At 43.4% G+C, this 21,803-nt stretch carries 9 protein-coding genes; 7 read left to right on the top strand and 2 right to left on the bottom strand.

Going from position 1 to position 21,803, the window contains the following annotated elements; genetic code table 11:
- Nucleotides 1–34: 34 nt before the first annotated feature.
- The gene (locus J0K78_RS12130; RefSeq protein ID WP_206947319.1) at nucleotides 35–1,771 is read right to left on the bottom strand and encodes an ABC transporter ATP-binding protein; all 1,737 of its coding nucleotides are present in this window, start codon (nucleotides 1,769–1,771) and stop codon (nucleotides 35–37) included.
- A 213-nt stretch (nucleotides 1,772–1,984) separates the two neighbouring features.
- Here J0K78_RS12130 and J0K78_RS12125 point away from each other — a divergent pair, with 213 nt between their 5' ends.
- From J0K78_RS12125 to J0K78_RS12110, 4 genes are all read left to right on the top strand, one after another.
- Nucleotides 1,985–2,914 carry an aldo/keto reductase gene (locus J0K78_RS12125; protein ID WP_206947318.1) on the top strand — a complete coding sequence of 310 codons (930 nt, stop codon included), beginning with the start codon at nucleotides 1,985–1,987 and terminating at the stop codon, nucleotides 2,912–2,914.
- Between the two features lie 391 nt (nucleotides 2,915–3,305).
- Nucleotides 3,306–4,427 (top strand): M20 peptidase aminoacylase family protein, encoded by a 1,122-nt coding sequence (locus J0K78_RS12120; protein ID WP_206947317.1) that lies wholly within the window; start codon nucleotides 3,306–3,308, stop codon nucleotides 4,425–4,427.
- A gap of 499 nt (nucleotides 4,428–4,926) precedes the next feature.
- Entirely contained in the window at nucleotides 4,927–8,889 is a 3,963-nt protein-coding gene (locus J0K78_RS12115; protein ID WP_206947316.1) for a cell wall-binding repeat-containing protein, read from the top strand.
- A gap of 33 nt (nucleotides 8,890–8,922) precedes the next feature.
- Nucleotides 8,923–11,376: a cell wall-binding repeat-containing protein gene (locus J0K78_RS12110; protein ID WP_206947315.1), complete on the top strand. Its 2,454-nt coding sequence runs from the start codon at nucleotides 8,923–8,925 to the stop codon at nucleotides 11,374–11,376.
- Between the two features lie 114 nt (nucleotides 11,377–11,490).
- Here the strand turns inward: J0K78_RS12110 and J0K78_RS12105 are convergent, their stop codons facing one another.
- Nucleotides 11,491–14,034 carry a cell wall-binding repeat-containing protein gene (locus tag J0K78_RS12105; RefSeq protein WP_206947314.1) on the bottom strand — a complete coding sequence of 848 codons (2,544 nt, stop codon included), beginning with the start codon at nucleotides 14,032–14,034 and terminating at the stop codon, nucleotides 11,491–11,493.
- Between the two features lie 303 nt (nucleotides 14,035–14,337).
- Between J0K78_RS12105 and J0K78_RS12100 the strand changes: the two genes are divergently transcribed.
- The 3 genes from J0K78_RS12100 (at nucleotide 14,338) to J0K78_RS12090 (ending at nucleotide 21,544) form a co-directional block, all read left to right on the top strand.
- On the top strand, nucleotides 14,338–14,859 hold the full coding sequence (locus J0K78_RS12100; RefSeq protein ID WP_206947313.1) for a BsuPI-related putative proteinase inhibitor: 522 nt from the start codon (nucleotides 14,338–14,340) through the stop codon (nucleotides 14,857–14,859).
- Entirely contained in the window at nucleotides 14,856–16,919 is a 2,064-nt protein-coding gene (locus J0K78_RS12095; RefSeq protein ID WP_206947312.1) for a S8 family serine peptidase, read from the top strand. Before J0K78_RS12100 ends, J0K78_RS12095 begins: the two co-directional genes overlap by 4 nt.
- A gap of 365 nt (nucleotides 16,920–17,284) precedes the next feature.
- Nucleotides 17,285–21,544, top strand: coding sequence for a cell wall-binding repeat-containing protein (locus tag J0K78_RS12090; RefSeq protein ID WP_370551124.1), 4,260 nt, complete (start codon nucleotides 17,285–17,287; stop codon nucleotides 21,542–21,544).
- Nucleotides 21,545–21,803 lie beyond the last annotated feature (259 nt).

The raw sequence follows: 21,803 nt of genomic DNA, 5'->3' as shown, positions 1-21,803 counted from the left end.
CAGAAAGGAGATGGATTATATGATTGAAAATGCTCTATCTAGTCCCCACATCAGGCTTTAGTTGCTGTCTGGCAAAATTACGGTAAAGCGAGTGTTTCTGGAATAATTCCTCATGGGTGCCGATCCCTGTTACCTTTCCTTTCTCTAGGAAAACGATTTTATCTGCATCCACAATTGTAGATAGCCGATGGGCGATGACCAGTGTTGTTCGTCCTTTCATTAAATTCTTCAAAGCTTGTTGAACGACGATTTCTGATTGGCTGTCGAGGCTTGAGGTGGCTTCGTCCAGCATGAGAATTTTAGGATCCCTTAGAAGGGCACGGGCAATCGCGATGCGCTGCCTTTGTCCACCTGATAACTTAATCCCTCTTTCACCGACTTCCGTATCATATCCGTGGGACAACGATTGGATAAATGTATCCGCATAAGCCATTTCTGCTGCTGCGTGTACTTTCTCTATTGGGATGTTCCCTTCCAAGCCATAGGTTAAATTGTCCATGATCGTTCCTGCATAAAGGGGACTCTCCTGAGAAACGTATCCAATCATAGTGCGCCAGGATTTTAGGTTGTAAATGGATATTGGTTCTTCGTCATAGAGAATGTTTCCTTCAGATGGGGAATAAAACTGTTCGATCAGAGAGAACAGGGTCGTTTTCCCACTCCCGCTGGGCCCGACAACCGCCGTTACTTCTCCTTTTATCGCTGTAAAGGAAACGTCATCTAAAATGGGATCATCAGGACGATAGCTAAATGATAAATGATCAACGACCAGGCTGCGGTCAAAAGACTCGACTTCACGCCCGTCCTGCAAGTTTTCTCCATCCAACGACAAAATCGAAAGCACCTTTTCAGTTGCCCCAACGGTTTTCTGAAATTGTGTGGTGAATACGACAATCTGTGTAATCGGCATAATGATTTGGAACAAATATATGAAGAAAGCAGCCAGCTCTCCCGGTGTCATAGAGCCTGAAGTTACCCGTACACCACCAAATCCGATGATTAAAACAAGGACAACAATGATGAGTGAAGAAACAAGGGGCGACATCAATGCCTGGATGACGCCTTCACGTAATCCGAGGGCATATAACTTATTGATCCCTGATTTCCCCTTGTTCCACTCCCTGTCTTCAGCATTGGAAGCTTTTACAAGACGGATTTCTGAGATGACCCGGGTCAAATGAGCAGAAAAGCCGGCGGTTTCCTTTTGCAGATTACGGGAGATCTTCGCCATCTTTCTGCCGATCGGAATTAGAAAAAGGAGAGCTAACGGAATAATGGAAAACATGACGAGCGTCAAAGGCCAATCCAAATAAAATAGGATGACAATCGCCCCGACGACAGAAATGATCCCGGTAATGAAGCCTGTGAAATGTTCGGTAATCAGGTTTTTGATGACACCTGTATCGTTTGTCATTCGACTGACCGCATCTCCCGTTTCATGAGCATCATAGTAGGAAACCGGAAGGACAAGGAGTTTTTGCCACAACTGCTCCCGCAAAGAAGCAATGATATGCTGTCCGACTTTGGCGAGGAAGTAGACTGATACACCACCGGCAACGGCCTGGACAAAGAAAGCAATAACGATTCCCGCGATTACGGTTGTATTTAGGTCGTTCAAATCAAAATTGTCGATTAAACGGCTGGCGAGTAAAGGGATCGCAAGACCTGCAATCGTTGTGAGTAAACTTAAGAATAGTGCGATTGAGAAGATAAGTTTTGGTGGATGGGTAGCCCGTATCAATTGTAGAAGTTGTTTCCATTTCGGCTGCATAGGTAGTCATCACCTTTGATTCATAGAGTAATTCTATTATATCGAATCTTACCCTCCCACTTACAATTTCTTGATTACGTTTCTTATCTTTTTAAATAAATGTGATAAGAGTGCTGGAGTTGATCATTAGAGATCGACCGTTTGGTTTCTTCCTTCCTGAGTTGTGGAATGTAAATAACCATAACACCAACAACTAAAAGGAGACATGTTCATATGGATAGACAAACACGACTAGGGAAATCAGAACTCTATGTTAACCCCATAGGCCTTGGAACCAACGCCGTCGGTGGTCACAATATTTACCCGAACCTTGATGAAGAAGCAGGTAAAGAGGTCGTACGTACAGCACTTAATCATGGAATGAATTTTCTGGATACAGCGTTTATCTACGGACCTGAACGATCGGAAGAGTTGGTCGGAGAAGTGATGAAGGAATACAAGCGTGAGGATATTATTCTTGCTACAAAAGGTGCTCACCAATTCAAAGGCGAAGATGTCGTCTTCAACAACTCCCCGGAGTTTCTGAAGAAATCCGTGGAAGATAGCTTGCAGCGTCTCCGCACGGATTATATTGATTTGTTCTACATTCATTTTCCGGATGAATCCACACCAAAAGATGAAGCGGTGGGTGCCTTGAAAGAGTTGAAAGACGAAGGGAAAATACGATCCATCGGTGTATCGAACTTCTCGGTCGATCAACTGAAAGAAGCGGATAAAGATGGATACGTGGATGTCATTCAGAGTGAATATAACTTGTTCAAACGTGAAGCGGAGAAGGAGATGCTTCCTTACACAGCTGAAAATGAGATTTCTTTCATTCCATACTTTCCATTTGCATCCGGTCTCCTCGCCGGAAAGTATAATGAGAACACGACGTTTGATGACTTCCGAGCGAAGAACCCTCTTTTCCAGGGTGAGAAATTCAGACGGAATTTAGAAAAGGTGGAGCAGCTCAGACCGATAGCGGAAGAGAAAAATGTGGGAATCCCTCATATTGTTTTAGCGTGGTACTTGAATCAGCCCTCCATTGACGCCGTAATTCCTGGAGCTAAACGTACGGAGCAGGTGGTTGATAACTTGAAGACACTGGATGTTGATTTATCTGAAGAGGAATGGATGAAGATCGACAAGGTGTTTTCGTAAATGTACACCGATGATGGATTCAATGGTTGTCTTTAAGTATAGGAGGGGGACATGGTGATAGAACTCTCATTAGTCTGAGTGTTTTTCTGGTCTGTTGTGTGGTCCATACACTTGCTTATTCATGGTCCTCTCCTCTTTGTTTTAAAGTAGACACTTATCGGCTTCCGTCTTGTTCACATGATTTTTACCCGGCAAGGATTATCAAAGAAATTTGAGAAGGATATGGGAAGTTTTTTAAGAGAGTGCACCAGTTGTTGGTGCACTCTTTTTTCATTCCAAAAACATATTTTTTTAGGAATTCACATCTACTAGAAAATTCAACATTCAAGGAGGAAAAGGCAGGAAAACAGGGAAGTGTGTAATACAAAATATTGTAAACGGGAGTGTGTCTATGAAGAAGAATGTTCGACCAACGGTACAGGAAATCTTTGATCACCTTCATCAAAATCCAGAGGTCAGCTGGAAGGAAACGAAGACAACAGATTATATTGCCTCTTTGCTAGAGAAAACGAATGCGAGAATCCGGCGATTCAATGATTGTACAGGCTTGATCGCTGATCTGGGCCAAGGAGACCCTGTGATCGCTGTACGTGCGGATATAGATGCCCTTTGGCAGGAAGTAGATGGAACGTTTAAAGCGAATCATTCCTGCGGGCATGATGCCCATATGGCGATAGTCCTTGATGCTTTTTACAAGTTAGAAGAGAGAAAAGATTCTTGGAACGGGACGGTTCGATTTATTTTCCAACCCGCGGAAGAAAAGATAGAAGGTGCCCTGAAGATGGTAGAGGAAGGGGTCATCGATTCTGTAGAATACCTTTATGGTTTGCACCTCAGACCTATGCAGGAGCTTCGTACTGGTCAGTTCGCTCCAGGTATTCAGCATGGAGCAGTCCGATTTTTGAAAGGGGAGATCCAGGGGGAAGATGCCCATGGGGCACGCCCGCATCTTAACAAAAATGCAATCGAGCTGGGGGCAGAATTTGTTCACATGATGAATGCCATTCATTTAGATCCCAAAATTCCTCATTCGGCAAAAATGACATCATTTCAGAGTGGTGGGAGCAGTGCGAATATCATTCCAGGCAACGCTGCTTTTTCAATAGATCTACGAGCTCAGACGAACGAAGCCATGTCAGAACTTTTTTCGAAAATTGAAGCCATTGCCGATTGTATATCCAAGTTACATGGTTCTGAAATAAGGGTGAAGGTCACTTCGGATGTCCCTGCAGCAGTTATGAATGAAGAATCTGTCATGCACATGGAACGTGCGATTAAAGAGGTGAAAGGTGAAGAGCGTTTAATATCTGTCATTGAAACGACAGGGGGAGATGACTTTCATTTCTATTCCATCATGAAGCCGGAACTCAAAGCGACGATGCTGGCTGTTGGGTGCGATTTGCAGCCGGGTTTGCATCATCCGCATATGACCTTTGATCAGAGTGTATTAGGAGAAGCCTCGGAGATTATCGTTGAAACCATCATGCAACACGGCCGGAGCCATGAGCACTGAAGGGAGTGGGGACTTTTGGGGTAGGGGGCTGAATGATGCCGAAGAAAAAGGTGGTGATCTCCCATTTCTTTCAAAAAGCATGTAATCATCGATGCGATTTTTGCTTCTGTTCTCCTTCTGTTTTTTTATTTAATCGATCGGTTTATTTATTCTATTGATGGATATGTGGTAATGGTCCTCATTCTTTATATTGGAAGTCTTACGGTAGGAAAATTTGAGCGTAACTTTGCTAATAGAAATAAGATGAATGACCCCGGGAACCGTTGAACGGTATCGGGGTTTTTATTATGAAATTTCATCTTTATCCGTTGATGTATAAGGGTTGGACTGCTCTTTCAAGGAATGAAAATGGGTAAGTTATTAATCTATAATTGTAAGCGATTTCAAACTGTTTATCAAAGATTTACACAATTAACACAAATTGAACAAATTTTCCTATATAATGGAGGTTGTTGAGGAGTTTTGTAGAAATATAAACAATATTGGGAGGTTATCTCTTTTGAGAAAGAAAAACTTTGTACGTGGAGTCAGCTCTGTCGTGGTTGGTTCATTGGTTCTTGGGATGTATACGGCCCCTGCTTTTCCAGTAAGTGCAGAGGCAACATCTGCCGATTCCATGCTCATATCCGAGTACATTGAAGGAAGCTCTAATAATAAAGCTTTGGAATTATATAATGGTACCGGGAGTTCATTAGACTTATCCCAGTACACTCTTGTCCAGTACAACAATGGGAGTACAACACCCACCTATTCGCTGTCTTTGGCAGGAACACTTGCAGATGGTGAGACATTCGTAGTGGCTAATCAAAATGCAGCCCAAGCGATTCTGGATGCTGCAGATTTGAGCACTGGGAACCAAGTGATTGGTTTCAACGGGGATGATGTCATTGTTTTGAAGAAAGGCGATCAGGTGATTGATTCAATTGGTGAAATTGGTACAGGTTCCGATTTTGCTAAAGACGTGACCCTGACGAGAAAAGCTGATGCCCTTGCAGGAGATACAAATCCTGATGACTCATTTGATTCAATGGTATCCTATGTCGATCGAGGCCAAGATGTATTTTCCTACCTCGGGCAATTCCCGGACGAAGTCTCTGTAGAGGAACCGACTGAATTATCCAGTATATATGATGCTAGAAACTCCGAAGAGGGTACGGATGTCAAAGTGAAGGGAATTGCAACAGCAACTTTTGTAGCTGGTGACAAAACGAACGTGTACATACAAGATGAAACAGGCGGCATTGTCGTTCGTACAGCCCAGAAAGTCGCAATTGGTGATGAACTTACAGCAGAGGGACCTTTGGGTGCTTATTATGGTCTTGAACAAATCCAGACAGAGAAGATAGAAATTACAGAAGAGAAGAAAGGTGTACCCGCAGCTCTTCAAGTAGAAGGTGCAGATTTCAGCAAGGAATCGGGAGAAGATTTCGAAGGGGAATATGTTGAACTCACCGATGTGAAAATCGCTGGCGAAGGAGATGGTGGGGATTATTTAGCTGAGGAAAGCGGTAATGATTTTCTTATCTCTCCAAACGAAGGTAGTGTTGATTTTGAAGTAGGGAAGACCTATGAGTTGTTACGCGGAGTAGTCACCTACAGTTTTGATGAATATCGTTTAATCCCTCGCGATCAGAGTGATGTGATTGAACAGATTTTTTCAGTTATAGCTTCTAAGGATTCTGGCAACATTCCAGAAGGATCCGAAGTCACTCTCAGCACTGCTCAACCAGATGCAACCATTCATTATACAATGGATGGATCGGAACCTACGAAGGAAAGTCAAGTGTACGATTCTCCTATCACCATCAATAAAGATACGATGATCAAAGCGGTCGTAGTCAAAGAGGGTGGAGAAACGAGTGAGGTATTTACTTACTCCTATGAAGTGCTGAAGGCTGTTGATTCATTGGAGATTCATGATATCCAAGGATCTTCCCATACATCACCATACGTAGATATGAATGTAGAAAATGTCAACGGGGTTGTCACAGCACTGGATGGTACTTATGGCTATTATATTCAAGGGACAAACCCTGATGAAGATATTGCAACATCAGAGGGGATCTATGTTTATGATCGAAACTCTGGTGTGAGTGTCGGTGATGAAGTATCGGTGAACGGTGAAGTTAAAGAGTGGCGTGAAGATGGATACGATGATGCGGATGATCTTTTAACCACACAAATCACAGCTTCTGATTCTACGATTCTATCATCTGGCAATGCCTTACCAGATACGGTCGTTATCGGCGAAGACCGTATCCAGCCAAAAGTGAACGTTGAGGACGATGGGATGGAAAACTTTGATCCTGAGACGGACGGACTGGATTTCTACGAAAGCCTTGAAGGTATGCGGATTGAGCTGAAAGATGCCCACGTCACTTCTCCTCCGAAGTATGAGGAGGTCGCTGTCTATGTAGATACCAATGAGGATCAGGCCATGACCGATGCCGGCGGACTGTTGTTGACGGAGGAAGACGCGAACCCTGAGCGTGTGCTGTTGGATGTTGATGAATATGACGTCAATGTCAAAGTTGGAGATCAGCTTGATGGGTCTGTCACGGGTATCGTCAGCTATGACTACAGCAACTTTAAAGTCCGCACAACCGGCGAATTCCCTGTCATTATTGATGGTGGCACAGAAAGAGAAACGACTGACCTTGCTGTTGAAGAAGAAAAGTTGAATGTAGCTACTTACAACATGGAAAACTTTTCAGCAGAAACTTCTATGGACAAAGTCAATCGTATTGCTGAATCTATGGTGAACAACTTGAAGCAGCCGGATATCATCGGATTGGTGGAGGTTCAAGACAATAATGGTCCGACAGACGATGGCACCGTCAAGGCGGATGAGTCTTATAAGAAGCTCATTGCTGCGATTGAGGACCAGGGCGGACCAACTTATGAATTTGCAGAAATTGCCCCTTTGGATAAAACGGACGGAGGCCAGCCGGGAGGAAACATTCGTGTCGGGTTTATCTACAATCCTGAACGTGTGTCCATGGTCGATAAGCCTAGCGGTGATGCAACTACGGGTGTAGAAGTTTCAGCAGAAGGGCTCAACCTTAATCCAGGGCGTATCGATCCAACGAATGAAGCTTTCGATGATTCACGTAAATCGTTGGCTGCAGAATTTGAATTCAAAGGACAAAAGGTCCTTGTCGTAACCAACCATTTCAATTCCAAAGGCGGAGATGATGCACTCTTTGGTGCCAGTCACCCAATAGAACTGGGGAGTCAGGTCCAGCGCCTGAAACAAGCTCAAGTACTCAATGACTTTGTCGATGAATACGAAGAAAACGTGGATGGAGCGAACATCGTCGTCTTAGGAGACTTGAATGATTTTGAATTCTCTGATCCTCTCGAAACATTGAAAGGGGACGTTCTGACGAACATGACGGAAGAACTTCCGCTGGAAGAGCGTTATTCCTACAACTATCAAGGGAATTCTCAGGTTCTCGATCATATTTTGGTCAATAACTCTCTGGCTGAACAAACGAAGATTGATAGTGTCAATATTAATGCTGACTTCTCAGAAGCAGATGGACGTGCAAGTGACCACGACCCGATGCTTGCTCAAATTGAATTTGGAACAGATGTGGAACGTATTTCAGGAGTCAATCGTTATGAAACGGCCATCGAAGTTTCGAAAAAAGGCTGGGATCAGGCAGATACCGTGGTTATTGCCAGAGGAGACTCCTTCCCGGATGCATTGGCTGGGGCCCCTCTTGCTTATAAACTTGATGCACCTATCCTATTGACGAAAACGAACACGCTTAAATCCGAAGTGAAAGCGGAGATTGATAGATTAGGAGCGAAACATGCTGTCATTCTTGGTGGCGATGGAGCGATCTCTGATTATGTCAGTTACCAATTAGAGGGAGAAGGCTTGTCTGTTGAGCGTATTTCAGGAGAGGACCGTTATGAAACGGCGGCCAACATTGCTGCTCGCTTGGATGGATCACCAGAAAAAGCGATCATTGCAGATGGAAGAAACTATCCAGATGCCTTGTCTGGTGCTTCTTATGCAGCGGAGCATGGCTATCCTGTCTTATTAACGAATACGGAAAATCTGCCATCAGATACAAAACTGGCTTTGTCTGACATTGACGAAACGGTAGTACTTGGTGGAACAAATGCTGTCAGTGAAAAAGTCCTTGAAAATCTTCCAAATCCAACGCGCTACAAAGGATCTGATCGTTACGGAACATCTGCAGAGATTGCATCGAAATTAGTTGGCGATACAGACGCTGCTTTAGTTGCGACGGGACGGGATTTTGCAGATGCTTTAACAGGATCTGTACTTGCAGCCAAATTAAAAGCTCCCATGCTTCTTGTGAAGAAGGATGACCTTCCAGATGAAATCGAAGCCCTGATCCAGGAAAAGGATTACACAAACTTTCATGTTCTTGGTGGAACAAATGCCGTAAGTGATGAAGTGAAGAATGAGCTGGATGACAAATAAAAAAACTGTGAAACTTTGAAAGGATGTATTTTAATGAAAATGGTAAAACCACTTGTAACTGTAGCTGCATCAGGAGCAATTGCTCTTGGTACTTTGGCTTTCCCTTCCGGGGAAGTCAAAGCAGCTGAAGGAGATTTTGATCTGACAATCATGCACAGCAATGATACACACGCTCACTTGGAGAATGTACCTAAAAAGGTATCTTTGGTGGAACAATTGCGTGCTGATCGTGAAAATTCAGTATTGCTGGATGCTGGTGACGTATTTTCAGGAACGCTTTTCTATAATGAGTTCAAAGGTCTTGCTGATCTAAAATTCATGAACATGATGGAATATGATGCCATGGTTCCAGGGAACCACGAGTTTGATGATGGTACCGAGCCTTTGGCTGATTTTATTAATGATGCAGAGTTCCCCATTGTCAGTGCGAACATCGATTATAGTCAAGATGTGAACCTGAAGGATTTGTTCAAGAACGAAATAGGAAAGCCTGGAGAAGGTGGCAGCATCTATCCAGCTACCATCCTGGAAGTTGATGGGGAGAAAATCGGTGTATTTGGATTGACTACGGAAGAAACGGCTTTTCTTTCGAACCCGGGAGATGACATTGAATTCCAGGATTACTTACAAAAAGCGGAAGATACAGTGACGATGCTTGAAGGAGAAGGAGTTAATAAGGTTGTAGCTCTTACTCATATCGGTGTGACTTACGATCGTACATTGGCTGAATCAGTGGATGGCATTGATGTCGTTGTAGGAGCTCACAGTCATACCGCAGTAGAAGAAACTGAGGTTTTCAATAATGGAGAGGGAGACGAACCTACCCTTGTTGTACAGGCAGGAGAATACAATGAATACTTAGGAGATCTTCAAGTGACTTTCGATGATCAAGGTGTCTTACAGGAATGGGATGGGCAGCTGATTGACATCGAGGCTTCTGAGGTAGAACCGAATGCAGAGGCGCAAGCATTACTTGAAGAGTATCAAAAGCCTCTTGAAGATCTTAAGAACGAAGTGGTCGGTGAAACGACGGTTGCATTAAATGGAGAGCGTAGTGATGTCCGTCAAGGTGAAACAAACCTAGGAAACTTAATTACGGACTCTATGCTTGCTAAAGCCCAAAAAGCCGTTCCTGAAACAACGATTGCTATCCAGAACGGTGGAGGGATTCGTGCATCCATTGATGAAGGTGACATCACCATGGGTGAAGTTTTGACAACCATGCCTTTTGGTAACCAACTTGTCACTCTTGAATTAACGGGTGAGCAGCTTATGGCAGCTCTTGAAAATGGTGTGAGCGATTTGGAAAACATGGGTGGACGCTTTGCTCAGGTTTCTGGACTTCAATATTCTTTTGATCGTAACCACCCAGCAGGTGAACGAATCGTTGATGTTCAGACGAAGACGGCTGATGGTTATGAGGACCTTGACTTGAATGGAACGTACACGATTGCTACGAACGCTTTCATTGCTGACGGTGGAGATGGCTATGCTTCTTTTGCTGAGGCAAAAGCGGATGGGAAAATGAAAGAATTGTTTTTTGTTGATTATGAAGTATTTAACGAATATTTGAGTGAGAATGGTACGGTTTCACCAGCTGAAGAAGGACGTATTTTAGAGAAGACTCGAATTAGCGGGGAAGATCGCTATGCTACCGCTATTGAAATCTCTAAGAAAGGCTGGGAGCAGGCGGATACCGTTGTTATCGCAAGAGGGGATGAATTTGCGGATGCCCTGGCTGGCGCTCCTTTAGCTTACAAAGAGGATGCTCCGATTCTTTTGACGAAATCGAATAAACTTGATACAAGAGTGAGAGAAGAAATTAAACGTCTGGGTGCTACGAATGCGATTATCCTAGGTGGAACAGGAGCAGTTTCTCCTTATGTGAAGTATCAATTAGAAGGTTTGAATCTGGATGTTGAACGTATTTCTGGTAAGAATCGTTATTCTACAGCCGCAAGTATCGCAGCTCGTCTTGGCGGCAATCCAGACAACGTAATTGTTGCAGATGGACGTAATTATCCCGATGCCCTGGCTGTAGCCTCCTATGCAGCAAAAGAAGGTTACCCAATTCTTCTTTCTGAAACAGACAAACTGCCGGGAATTACGAAGACAGCACTTGGTGGATTTGATCAAAGTATCGTTGTCGGCGGCACGAATGCCATTTCAGAAGATGTAGAATCTATGCTGCCTGAACCAACAAGGTATAAAGGCGCTACGCGTTACGAAACAGCTGCGGTTATTGCAAAAGATCTGATGGCCAGTAAAGAGAATGCTTTTGTTTCTACAGGTGTAAACTTTGCTGATGCGCTTGCTGGATCTGTTCTTGCAGCGAAGCATGATGCATCCATGCTGCTTGTAAAAGAAGACCAACTGCCTCAAGCTACGGAAACCGTGATTGAGGAAATGGGCCTTAGCAACTTCCATGTACTTGGTGGTACAGGAGCTGTTAGTGAAGAAGTAGAAAAAGAACTTGGACAAAAATAATGGTTTGAAAGAAGGAGCCACCGATGATCATCGGTGGCTCCTCTTTTATTTGTAACCATTCACTTGTTGCAGTTTTTCAGTTTTTAACAGGATAGGGGTAGCCTTCAAAACGACCTACTCTAAAGACAAGTGCAATAAACGGGCACCGACTTCTTCATTAACTGCTCCAAACCCACCCAGGATGGTGTAAGCATTTGGCTGGTGTCGATAAATGAATGATTCTATCTCCGAAGGGATTGCGTTTGTACGGACAAGGAGGATGGGTTGCTGACGACTGGCTGCAAGAACAGAGCCCGTTAAGGCATCCGCAAAGGATTGACCGGTGACTACAAAAACCTCATTGGTGTCCATGTCCAATCCTTCCATGATTTCAACAGCCGTCGCATAGCGGTTGCTACCAGAGAAGCGGACGCCACTCGGTAAGTCACGGAGAATTTGATCACTCACTACACTTTGTCCCCCGACCACAAACGCTTGATTCACATCTCTTGCAATGGAACGGATTTCCTCTGGTATGGCCTTCTGTTGGGTTAGTAAAATTGGGTAGCCATTTTGAGCCGCATAAGGCGCGGAAGCAAGAGCGTCGGGGAAGTTGTGTCCGTACGATACAAAAGCTTTATCAAACGACGATCGATCCTGAAGGCGGAGAAGCTCTCTAGCTATTTCGGCTGAGGTTTGATACCGGTTCTCCCCCGATATCCTTGTCACCTGTAACCCCATCTGTTTTAGTTCTTTTTCTACATCTGTATGGATGGCCGCGGTTCCTCCTAGAATATAGACTTCGTTTGCTCCGAGTCTTTCAATCTCGTTTTTCGTCTCATCACCAAGTGCATGCGAACGTGTCAATAATATCGGAGCATTCAGTTCATAGGCGAGAGGAGATCCTGAGAGGGCATCAGGGAAGTCCTGGCCCTGGGCGAGTACAATGGTATCTGTTCCATCTTTAAAGCCTTCTCTGGATATTTGAACGGCTGTTTCGTAGCGGTTTTCTCCATAGATTCTTTCAGGCTGATCCAACTTTTGTTTTACCTCGAGCACATACGGATTTTTTGACCAGTTTGCATAATAATCGCTTACACCAATGTAATAGTTTCCTCTTTCAGCGTAAAAGGATAGTGTTTCTGGCTGGCCTTCATAACGGCTGTCTACGGAGTATAGTTCATAGATGACGCCATCCATTTCCTGATACACGTTCATAACAGGATCGATATGGTTCCCGCGATGTGAAAGGTTGAGGGAAAGCTCTCCTGGGTATTCCATCGTAAAAGCATACAGGTCATTGTCATTTGGAAAATTGAACTTTTCGTTATAAGTTCCTGCCGTAATATTCATTGCTCCAACCACCGACCATGTGGAAGTATCTCGTCCCATAGCGGAAAGAGAGGTGGTCAGTGACTGATAGCCATTGACCTGGCCAAAACCAACATAAGGATGAGACTCCTGCCCATAGAGCTGTTCTGCACCATTTTGCAAGGCGAATTCTACTTGGTCTGGGTTCCATTCCGGGTATTTAGATTTGAGGAGAGCGGCAAGGCCACTTACAATTGGCGCGGCAAAGGAGGTCCCGTCCCCACTTCCATATCCTCCAAAATGGTCTGTGCTTACGATATCCACCCCTGGTGCTGCAACATCAATATGCGGACCATAATTACTGAAGGCTGCCGCAGTTGTTGAGCTTCTGGTCGTATCGGTTGCACCTACGGCAATGACCCATGGATAACCTGCAGGGAAGGAGAAGGCAGACGTCCCATCATTTCCTGATGCAGCAACTAGAACAATGCCTTCCTGATAGGCCTGCCATAGAACATCTTGAAGAAGAGGATCGGGCGTGTATCCACCAAAGCTCATGTTTATAACATCAACCTCTTCATCGATAGCATGTTGAACGCCACGTATAATGGCAGTAGTCGACATCCCTTCTGTTGTACCGGCTTTGATTGGTTCCACTTTGATTTTAGGAGAAACGCCGATTACTCCTTTTGTATTCGCATTTGCAGCAATGATTCCTGTTACATGAGTACCATGGCCCACTTCATCGGACCGTACGGACCCAGATGTTATGACATCTAATCCATCGGTTAAACGGGAGGTCAAATCTTCGTGAGAGGGTGTGATACCAGAATCAATGACAGCTACTTTTACCTGACTTGCTCCTTGAGTGATTTCCCATGCTTTTTCCATATCGATTTTATTCAAGTAATTCTGCTGACTTTTATAATAGGGATCACCCGGGATGTAACTAGGTTGGTAGATTTGATCAGGAGAGACAGAATCCACTCCTGGCAGCTCATGAATAGAAGAAAGTTCATCATCATAATTAAGCGACTCAGGGACACGAACGGTCATCCATATTCCCGGGGCGAGTTTCTCTAAGACATCGTTGTCTACAATCTCGTATTTATGTAGGTTGAGAGTAACCCCTGCATCTTTCTTTTTAATGACGATTTGTCTATCATTAATTTTGTTCATTGGAATGGAGTTGTTTGATTGTGACGTAACTATCTTAGGCTTAAATTGTGACCTCACTTGATTTTCCTCATGTTGAAAACTTCTAATTTTCTTGGGTTCTTTTTCAGCTGAAACATAGAAAGGATCAAGGAATATAGAGAGACTGGAAAGGAAGAACATCGTGACAAGTATCTTTAAAAGATTTTTCATCGTTACGTCCTCTCTTCTATTGGTATTGGTCAGCCTATAAAGTATATTCCCCTATATACATAAAATTCCAACCTGTTTTTAGTAATTTAATATAATTGATTATTGGTTGAACATTTAAATTAAAAGTATTTACCATCTGATAAGGGAGGGTCTTTCATGATCATGTACCCACTATAGTTAGAAGTGCTATAGTTAAAGGTTGGGAGCCGCTATATCATAGAAGTTTGTAACAAAAGTAGATTCCTATATTTAAAATTGATGGAATTGCGTGTAAACTGTAAGAAAATGAGAGGAGGAAGAAACTTGGCAAAGTTCTGGAGTGTTTTATCTCTCATTCTATTGCTTGGTGGAGTGATCTGGTGGGTAAATGCCTCTTATTTTAATCCCCAGCAGCGTACCAGTACAGAAATATCAGGGAGTGAGACCGTGGTATCAAAAGATCAAAAGAAAGAAGTTTATGCAACCCTTAAACGGAAGGGGACGGAATTACAATCCAACCATTTTGAATACACCATTCATAACGTGACGGAGGAGCCAGTCACCCTACCTTTTCGATCAGGTCAGCGATATGAGTACTATATAAGGGACGGTAAAGGTCAACTGATTGATACATATTCAAAAGGGAAAATGTTTACACAGGAAGTGACTGAGAAAGTCATTGATCCTGGAGAAACATACACAGAAAAAATAACACTTTCACCACTGCCGCCGGGATCCTATGTATTAGAGGTGGAGTCTGTATCCAAGTATAAGAACAAATTTAAAAAAATCGTAAAATTTGAAGTCGAAGGTCCGAAGAACGATAAAGGAGAAGAAACAACATGAAGTATTATCAGTACACAGCTATCCTGATGATCCTTATAGGATCTATTTTTTTTCCTCATACTGAAACGGCACAAGCCGAAGCAAATGAAGTCAAAATTATCGTAAAACATAAAGACAAAGTTACAGCAGCATCTAAACCCTCTTCTTTTCCTGTAGAAATTATTTCGACGCCTAAAGAAGATGTCCCAAATAAAATGGCTGCATTAAAAAATGACCCTGACATTGAATACATAGAAATGGATACGAAGGTTTACTCACAAGGAGAAATACCTAACGACAACTATTACGATAAACAAGAAGATACGCTTGAAGCTATCCATGCCCCTGAAGGCTGGGGAACATTCCAAGAGAAAAAGCTTGATGAAGACACAGTGGTTGCTGTGATTGATTCCGGGGTTCAGTTGAATCACCCGGACCTGAAGGGACAACTGTTGGAAGGAGAAAACTTTGTAAACCCTGATCAGTCGCCAGAAGATCATTATGGTCATGGCACCCATGTGGCTGGTTTGATCAGTGCACTGACAAACAATGAAGAGGGCGTGGCTTCCGTATCCCTCGGCAAAACAAAGATTCTTCCTGTGAAAATTATGGAAGAAAACGAAGGGAATGTTTCTGATCTGATCGATGGCATTACCTATGCCGTTGAGCAGGGAGCGGATGTTATTAATTTGAGCCTTGGTACATATAACTATAAGTTCGCATTAGCTGATGCCATTCAATATGCACAGGATCAGGGAGTGCTCGTGGTGGCAGCTGCAGGGAATGATAATCGCAATGAGACCCTTTATCCTGCGGCCCTCGAAGGGGTTCTGGCTGTTGGAAGTTTTAATTCCGAGACACAATCCAAGTCCTCCTTCTCCAATTACGGTTCAGGGGTGGATGTAGTGACACCGGGCGATGGCATTTGGAGTACATATAAAGGAAATGGATATGAAGCTATGGATGGGACCAGCATGTCGACAGGGCATGTGAGTTCCCTTGCCGCTTTGTTGATGGAAAACTCTCCCTATCTAACAGGAAAACAAGTGGGGAAATTAATACAAGCATCCTCTACAAAACTTGGTGGTGAGTTTTTGTTAGGGGATGGAATGATTCATGCGGGCGATACTTTGAAAAATGTAAAACAGTATCACCGAATTTCAGGAACAACCTCTGTTGAAACCTCTGTGGAAGTTTCTCGTGAAGGTTGGGAAAGTTTAGAGGAAAAAGAGCTTACCATTAATGAAAAAACGGTCAAAGGAAAATTTGTGATCCTGGCCACAGCCAGAGATTTTCCTGACAGCTTAGCTGCCTCTCCACTCGCATCTTATTTGAACAGTCCTGTTCTGCTTGAATTGAAGAAGGAAGTTTCACCTTCAATATTAAAAGAACTGAAAAGATTAGATGCGTCTGATGTGCTTCTTATTGGAGGGACGAATGCTTTGTCGACAGAAGTGGAGTCTTCTTTGGAATCAAATGGGTACAACACTCACCGTATATCAGGGGAAGATCGCTACAAGACAGCTGTGGCTGTCAATCAGTTGATTCCTTTTGATACCAATAAAGCTTTCATTGTTTCTGGTCAAGAATTCCCTGATGCTCTCTCTGCTTCCGGATATAGTGCGATGAATGGATACCCTGTTCTTTATGTGCGCCATGATCGGATCCCGGGTGTCGTGAACGATTATATGAAAGCTGAAAATATCACGAAAAATTACATTGTAGGCGGGTCCGTTCCTGTTTCTGAAGGTGTGGAAAATCAGCTGCCAGATGATAATCCTCTCAGGATAGCAGGAGATGATCGTTACGAAACGAACTATCAAATGCACCGTATCTTTGGAAATGATGATGCCAGGACTATTTATTTCGTAACGGGGCGTAACTTCCCGGACGCGATGGCAGCCGCTCCTCTTGCCGTTCAATCGGAAAGTCCTGTGATGATCACCCACGAAAATCAAGAGGTCATCACAAGTAAAAATATACAGCTGTTCGACTATAGAGAGGATTACCATATCGTAGGGGGAACGGTCCCTATTCCTGCTCCGTACGCATGGGAGATTGATGAGACTTTTTACCGATGAAATATCGACTGATTTCTAAGTCCTGTTTATGAACAGGTCTTGAACATACTTGGAAAAGTAGAAAAACTAGGAGGAAGGTAGAAAGAGCCTGATTGATACAGGTCTTTCTACCTTTTATTTTGTATAAAAACCTTTTGAACTGCTCATTTCCATTCTTGAAATAGTTCGTAGGTTTTATCCTTGAACAGGATTTTCAGCCCATGTGTTTACAATTATCAAAATTGAATGAATATTCATTGACGTATACACTTCTTTACATTACAATGAAAATTGTAATTTTTTGAAATTGTTTGTTAATAAAGGGAGGGGAGTATTAGGTAGATTTACACCGATTCACAGAAAAATTTGGGAGGTTATACACTTTGGTGTCAAACAAAAAGAATGCTAAGAAAAAAGCCTTAAGTGTTTTCGCCAGTGCAGCTATTGTTGCTTCTTCTTTCGCTGGAGTAACTACATACAATCCAGGAGCCGTGCAAGCAGAAACCAGTGAAGTGAAGACATTTAATACTCTATTAAACTATAAGGAAGTCGTTTCTCTTGCTAATAATGAGGAGAATGTACAGGAACTTGTCATTATTGGTAACGGGAAAGTTGATGCTACCAAGCAGCTTGAAAAGCTTGGAGTCAAAGTCAAACAAAACCATAGAAATTATGGTTACCTGGCTGATGTTCCTACAAATAAAATCTTTGATGTTGTAAAACTGGATGCTGTGCGTACTGTAGGAGATAATGCCGAGGTACAACTAGCCCCAACTCCAGAAGACTCTGAGTCTAAAGGGAATAGTGATGTAAATACAGAGGGTAGCGTAAGCCCGGATCAGCTGGAAACTCACCCGGCTGCTGGCGTAGACGATTTCCACGGTAAATTTGATGGAGAAGGTACCACCGTTGCGATCATTGATTCTGGTCCAGACCCTGGGCATGAGTCTTTCACAGATCTTCCTGAAGTAGAAGAAGGAGAAGATGCTGAAGAAGTCTTCGCAGAAACGAGAAAATATGGAGATTCTAAGATTGTTAATGTTAGAGATTATACGGTCTCTAATTATTACCGCACTGAAGTAGGGGTCTTTTCTGTAGAAGATCGCTATAAGAAATTTGTGGAAGGTGTGCAATACGATTATTTCTCCGAGGGTGATGTCGTTTTCATGCCTTTAGATGAAGACCAGAAAAATGACATGGGAATTACCGAAGAAGGTGATGTTTACTATGGTCAGACTCACTTCAATGCTTTGGCAGATTTGAATGGTGATGGGGAACACCCGAAAGAAGTAGATGGAGAAATCGAGGGAGATCCAGATAACTTTGGTGTTCTTCTTATTGGAGATGAGTTGTATATCGATACGGATATGGATGGTGACTTCTCTGATGAGACAGCATACGAAAATGAGGAAGCAGGGACATTTGATGTGGATGTGACCGATGATACGGTAGGAGCGAACTTCCGTGTCAATGACCTGGATTACCTTGAGGATCGTTTTGGAATCCGTACGGTCAACTTGTTCACTGATTTCAATGGCCATGGTTCTCACGTAGCAGGTATTACGGCTGCTAATGGTCCGTTACGTGATAGTGAGACGGGAGCCGTAGCTGGAGAAGGTGTTGCACCTGAAGCTGATCTTGTTGGAATGCGTGTATTCGAAGAGTCAGGTGGAGCTTACACTTGGAGCATTCAGAAAGCCATGATCGATGCAGCACTTCCTGAAGATATGGGTGGATTTGATGCAGATGTAGCCAACTTGAGTCTAGGTTCTCTACCAGACTTGAATATCGGTGAAGGAAGCTACGGAGAGCTCATGACTCTTCTTAGTGATGATTATGACATCGTCTTCGTTACATCTGCAGGTAACGATGGACCGGGTATAGATTCGGTTGGATCCCCTGGTGATGTAGGAAGTGTTATTTCAGTTGGTGCGTATATCAACTCTGAAATGTGGGCCAAAGAGTATGGAAATTATCCATATGGTAAGGATGCAGAAGGTAATCCACTACCTGGGGAAGGCCTATGGTACTTCTCATCTGTAGGTCCTAACGAAATTGGAGATCAGAAACCGGACGTTGTAGCTCCAGGGTCTGCATACGCTGCCGTACCTGTTCACCAAAAGGATAGTTTAGCTACCGCTTATGGTGTTAAACAAGGAACGAGTATGTCTGCTCCATATGTTGCCGGTGCAGTAGCATTATTGAAATCTGCGGCCTTGAAAGACCGTCTGCCATTTGATTATGAGCTGGCTAAAGAAGCATTGGTCCAAACATCGAGAGAACTTGATGGTTATAACCGTGCTCAACAGGGTGCTGGACTGATCAATGTACCAGCAGCCTACGAATATATGCGCGAACATTTCGTCAATGAAATCAAGGATGTTGAAGTAACGGTCTACCACGGTGAAAAAGTAGCCGGTGGTCCTGGCCTATATGTTCGTAACAAGGATATTCCTGAAACGGTCGAAGTTCTTGTAGAGAACCCTTCTGATGAAGAGAAGAACTTAGAAATCACAGCGACTCACGATTGGTTCACACCGTCAGTTAGTGAACTTACACTAGGTGCGGGTGAACATGAATACATCACAGTCAGCTATGATGCGTCGAAACTGGAAACAGGTGTCAACGCAGGTAATCTGATTTTCAATGACCCATCCACTCACTATGTGGAAGCAAGAAGTGCTCAGACAATTATGACTGGGTATAAGTTTACAGAAGACAATAAACATCGCTTCCGTGATAATGGTGAAGTTCAGTCTTCTCAAACCAAAGGCTATACATTTGATGTAGAGTCTGGGTTAAGTGAACTGCGTTTCTCTTTAAACGCGCTTACTAAAGGTGGAAATTACGAAGGCCGCGTCCGAATGATGATTTTCAATCCTGACGGTACACAAGTCAATGAGTACGTTGGATATGCAGGATATGGATCAGGTGGACTGGATGTTGAGGACTTTGTCGTTCCATCTCCTGAACCTGGTGTGTGGGAAGTTCATGTTTATGGAACAACCGCTCCCGAAGAAGGAAAAGAAGTCCATGAATACACGCTTGAAGCTGTAGCTCAAGATGTAGTGGCAAGTCCTGGACGTATTGACCTTGGTAAGGTAGCTACTTCTCAGGAAATCAACGAAGAAGTTACATTTACGAACTACTTGAAGGATTCTGCTGATGTTAAATTTGAAACAGTCGGATTCTCAGGACCTATTACAAAAACCATCACAGGTGATGTGACACAAAATCTTGCTGATGCTCCAGATGATGGTGATTTAATTGATATTAAGATTGAAAACAATGTTTCCTTGAGTGTGGATGTTTCTCCAGAAACTTCTGCCGATTTGGATCTGTTCCTTTTCAATGAAGAAGGAGATATTGTTGCTTCAAGTGCAACAGCTTCAGATAGCGAAGCATTCTCTGTAACAGGTCTTCCAGATGGAAACTACCAAATCGCTGTTGATAACTTCGGTGATGGTTCAAGTACAGTAAATTACACCTTGAACATGACGGAAGAAAAAGTATTGTCCTATGATACAACTGAGGAAACGAAGGGCTCTGTTTCTACTGATGCAGGCATGACGACTCTTGGCGTAGGAGAATCTGTAGATGTTCCGGTCTCTATTACGACACCGGATGAGCCGATTAAAGGTTACGCGGCATTGTATATGCTGGATGCGAATACAGATGAAGTGCTGGATCTTGTACCAATTACCACAGATGCCGATGTTGTGGATGTGATTTCAGGTGCCACTCGTACAGAAACAGCCATTGAAATTTCCAAAGATCTATACCCTGATGGTGGAGCGGATACAGTCATCGTCACAACTGGCTATAACTTCCCGGATGCTTTGTCTGCAGGACCACTAGCGTCTGCAACCAATGCTCCAATCATTCCGGTTAACAGTAAGGGTACCCTGGATCAAAATGCACTTGACGAAATTGAGCGTCTTGGAGCTGAAAATGTATATGTACTAGGTGGAACAGGTGCTGTTGATAAGGAAGTATTCTCTCAATTGAATACAGTCAGTATTGCATCCGATAATATCAAGCGTTTGTCCGATGATACACGTTACGGCACAAACCTTAAGATCGTCAAAGAATTGCAAAGTGAATATGGCTTTGAAGGAAATGGTGTTTTCTTAGCCACAGGTAAGAATTATGCAGATGCGTTGAGTGCAGCTTCTATCGCTGGTGCCAACGGAATGCCGATTGTTCTTACAAATGGTGAAGAACTTTCTGAAGAAGCTCTTGAAATACTGGAAAACGAAGACGTTTATGTCGCTGGTGGTACGGGAGTCGTATCTGATGAAGTCTTAGCTCAGGCAGATGAAGTTGCCTTGTCTGTGGAAAGACTGTCTGGTGCCAACCGTTACGGCACGCTTGTAGCCTTGCTTAAAGAGTTTGGTCACAGCACAGGTCAACTTTATGCAGCAAGTGGAGCTAACTATCCAGATGCCTTAGCTGCTGCACCGCTGGTGACAGCTAATAACGGTCAGCTTCTATTGGTTGACGACGAAAGACTTCCAAAAGAAGTAGATGCTTACCTTACGAAGTACGTGTACACGAATGATGTTTCTTCTGTAACTGTACTTGGTGGCGACGCAGCTGTCAGCCCGGAAGTAAGAGAAGCTCTTCAGAAGAAAGTAACAGAATAATTTAAGGTTGAGAGTCACTCTCAGATTGTAGAGAACCTTTAAAAACAAGAGCGCAAGCCTATTTTAGGCTTGCGCTCTTACTATGTTAATCTTTCGTACAATACACATATTTGATTAGTTCCTTCCCCGTGGACGTACGGAAAAGCGTGATTCATATGAAAATAGTTTCAAAGCTTTTTTAATTAGGACGAGGAACTTTTTTAAGTAAACCCCTACCCATTTAGTTCTTCTCTATGGAAGCTTGTTTAGTTTTCTAATG

Origin of the sequence: Halobacillus sp. GSS1, assembly GCF_017307035.1 — a bacterium.
Taxonomy (GTDB): Bacteria; Bacillota; Bacilli; order Bacillales; family Halobacillaceae; genus Halobacillus; species Halobacillus litoralis.
The sequence above is the reverse complement of the archived record's forward strand: the minus strand, read 5'-3'. Positions and strand labels throughout refer to the sequence as shown.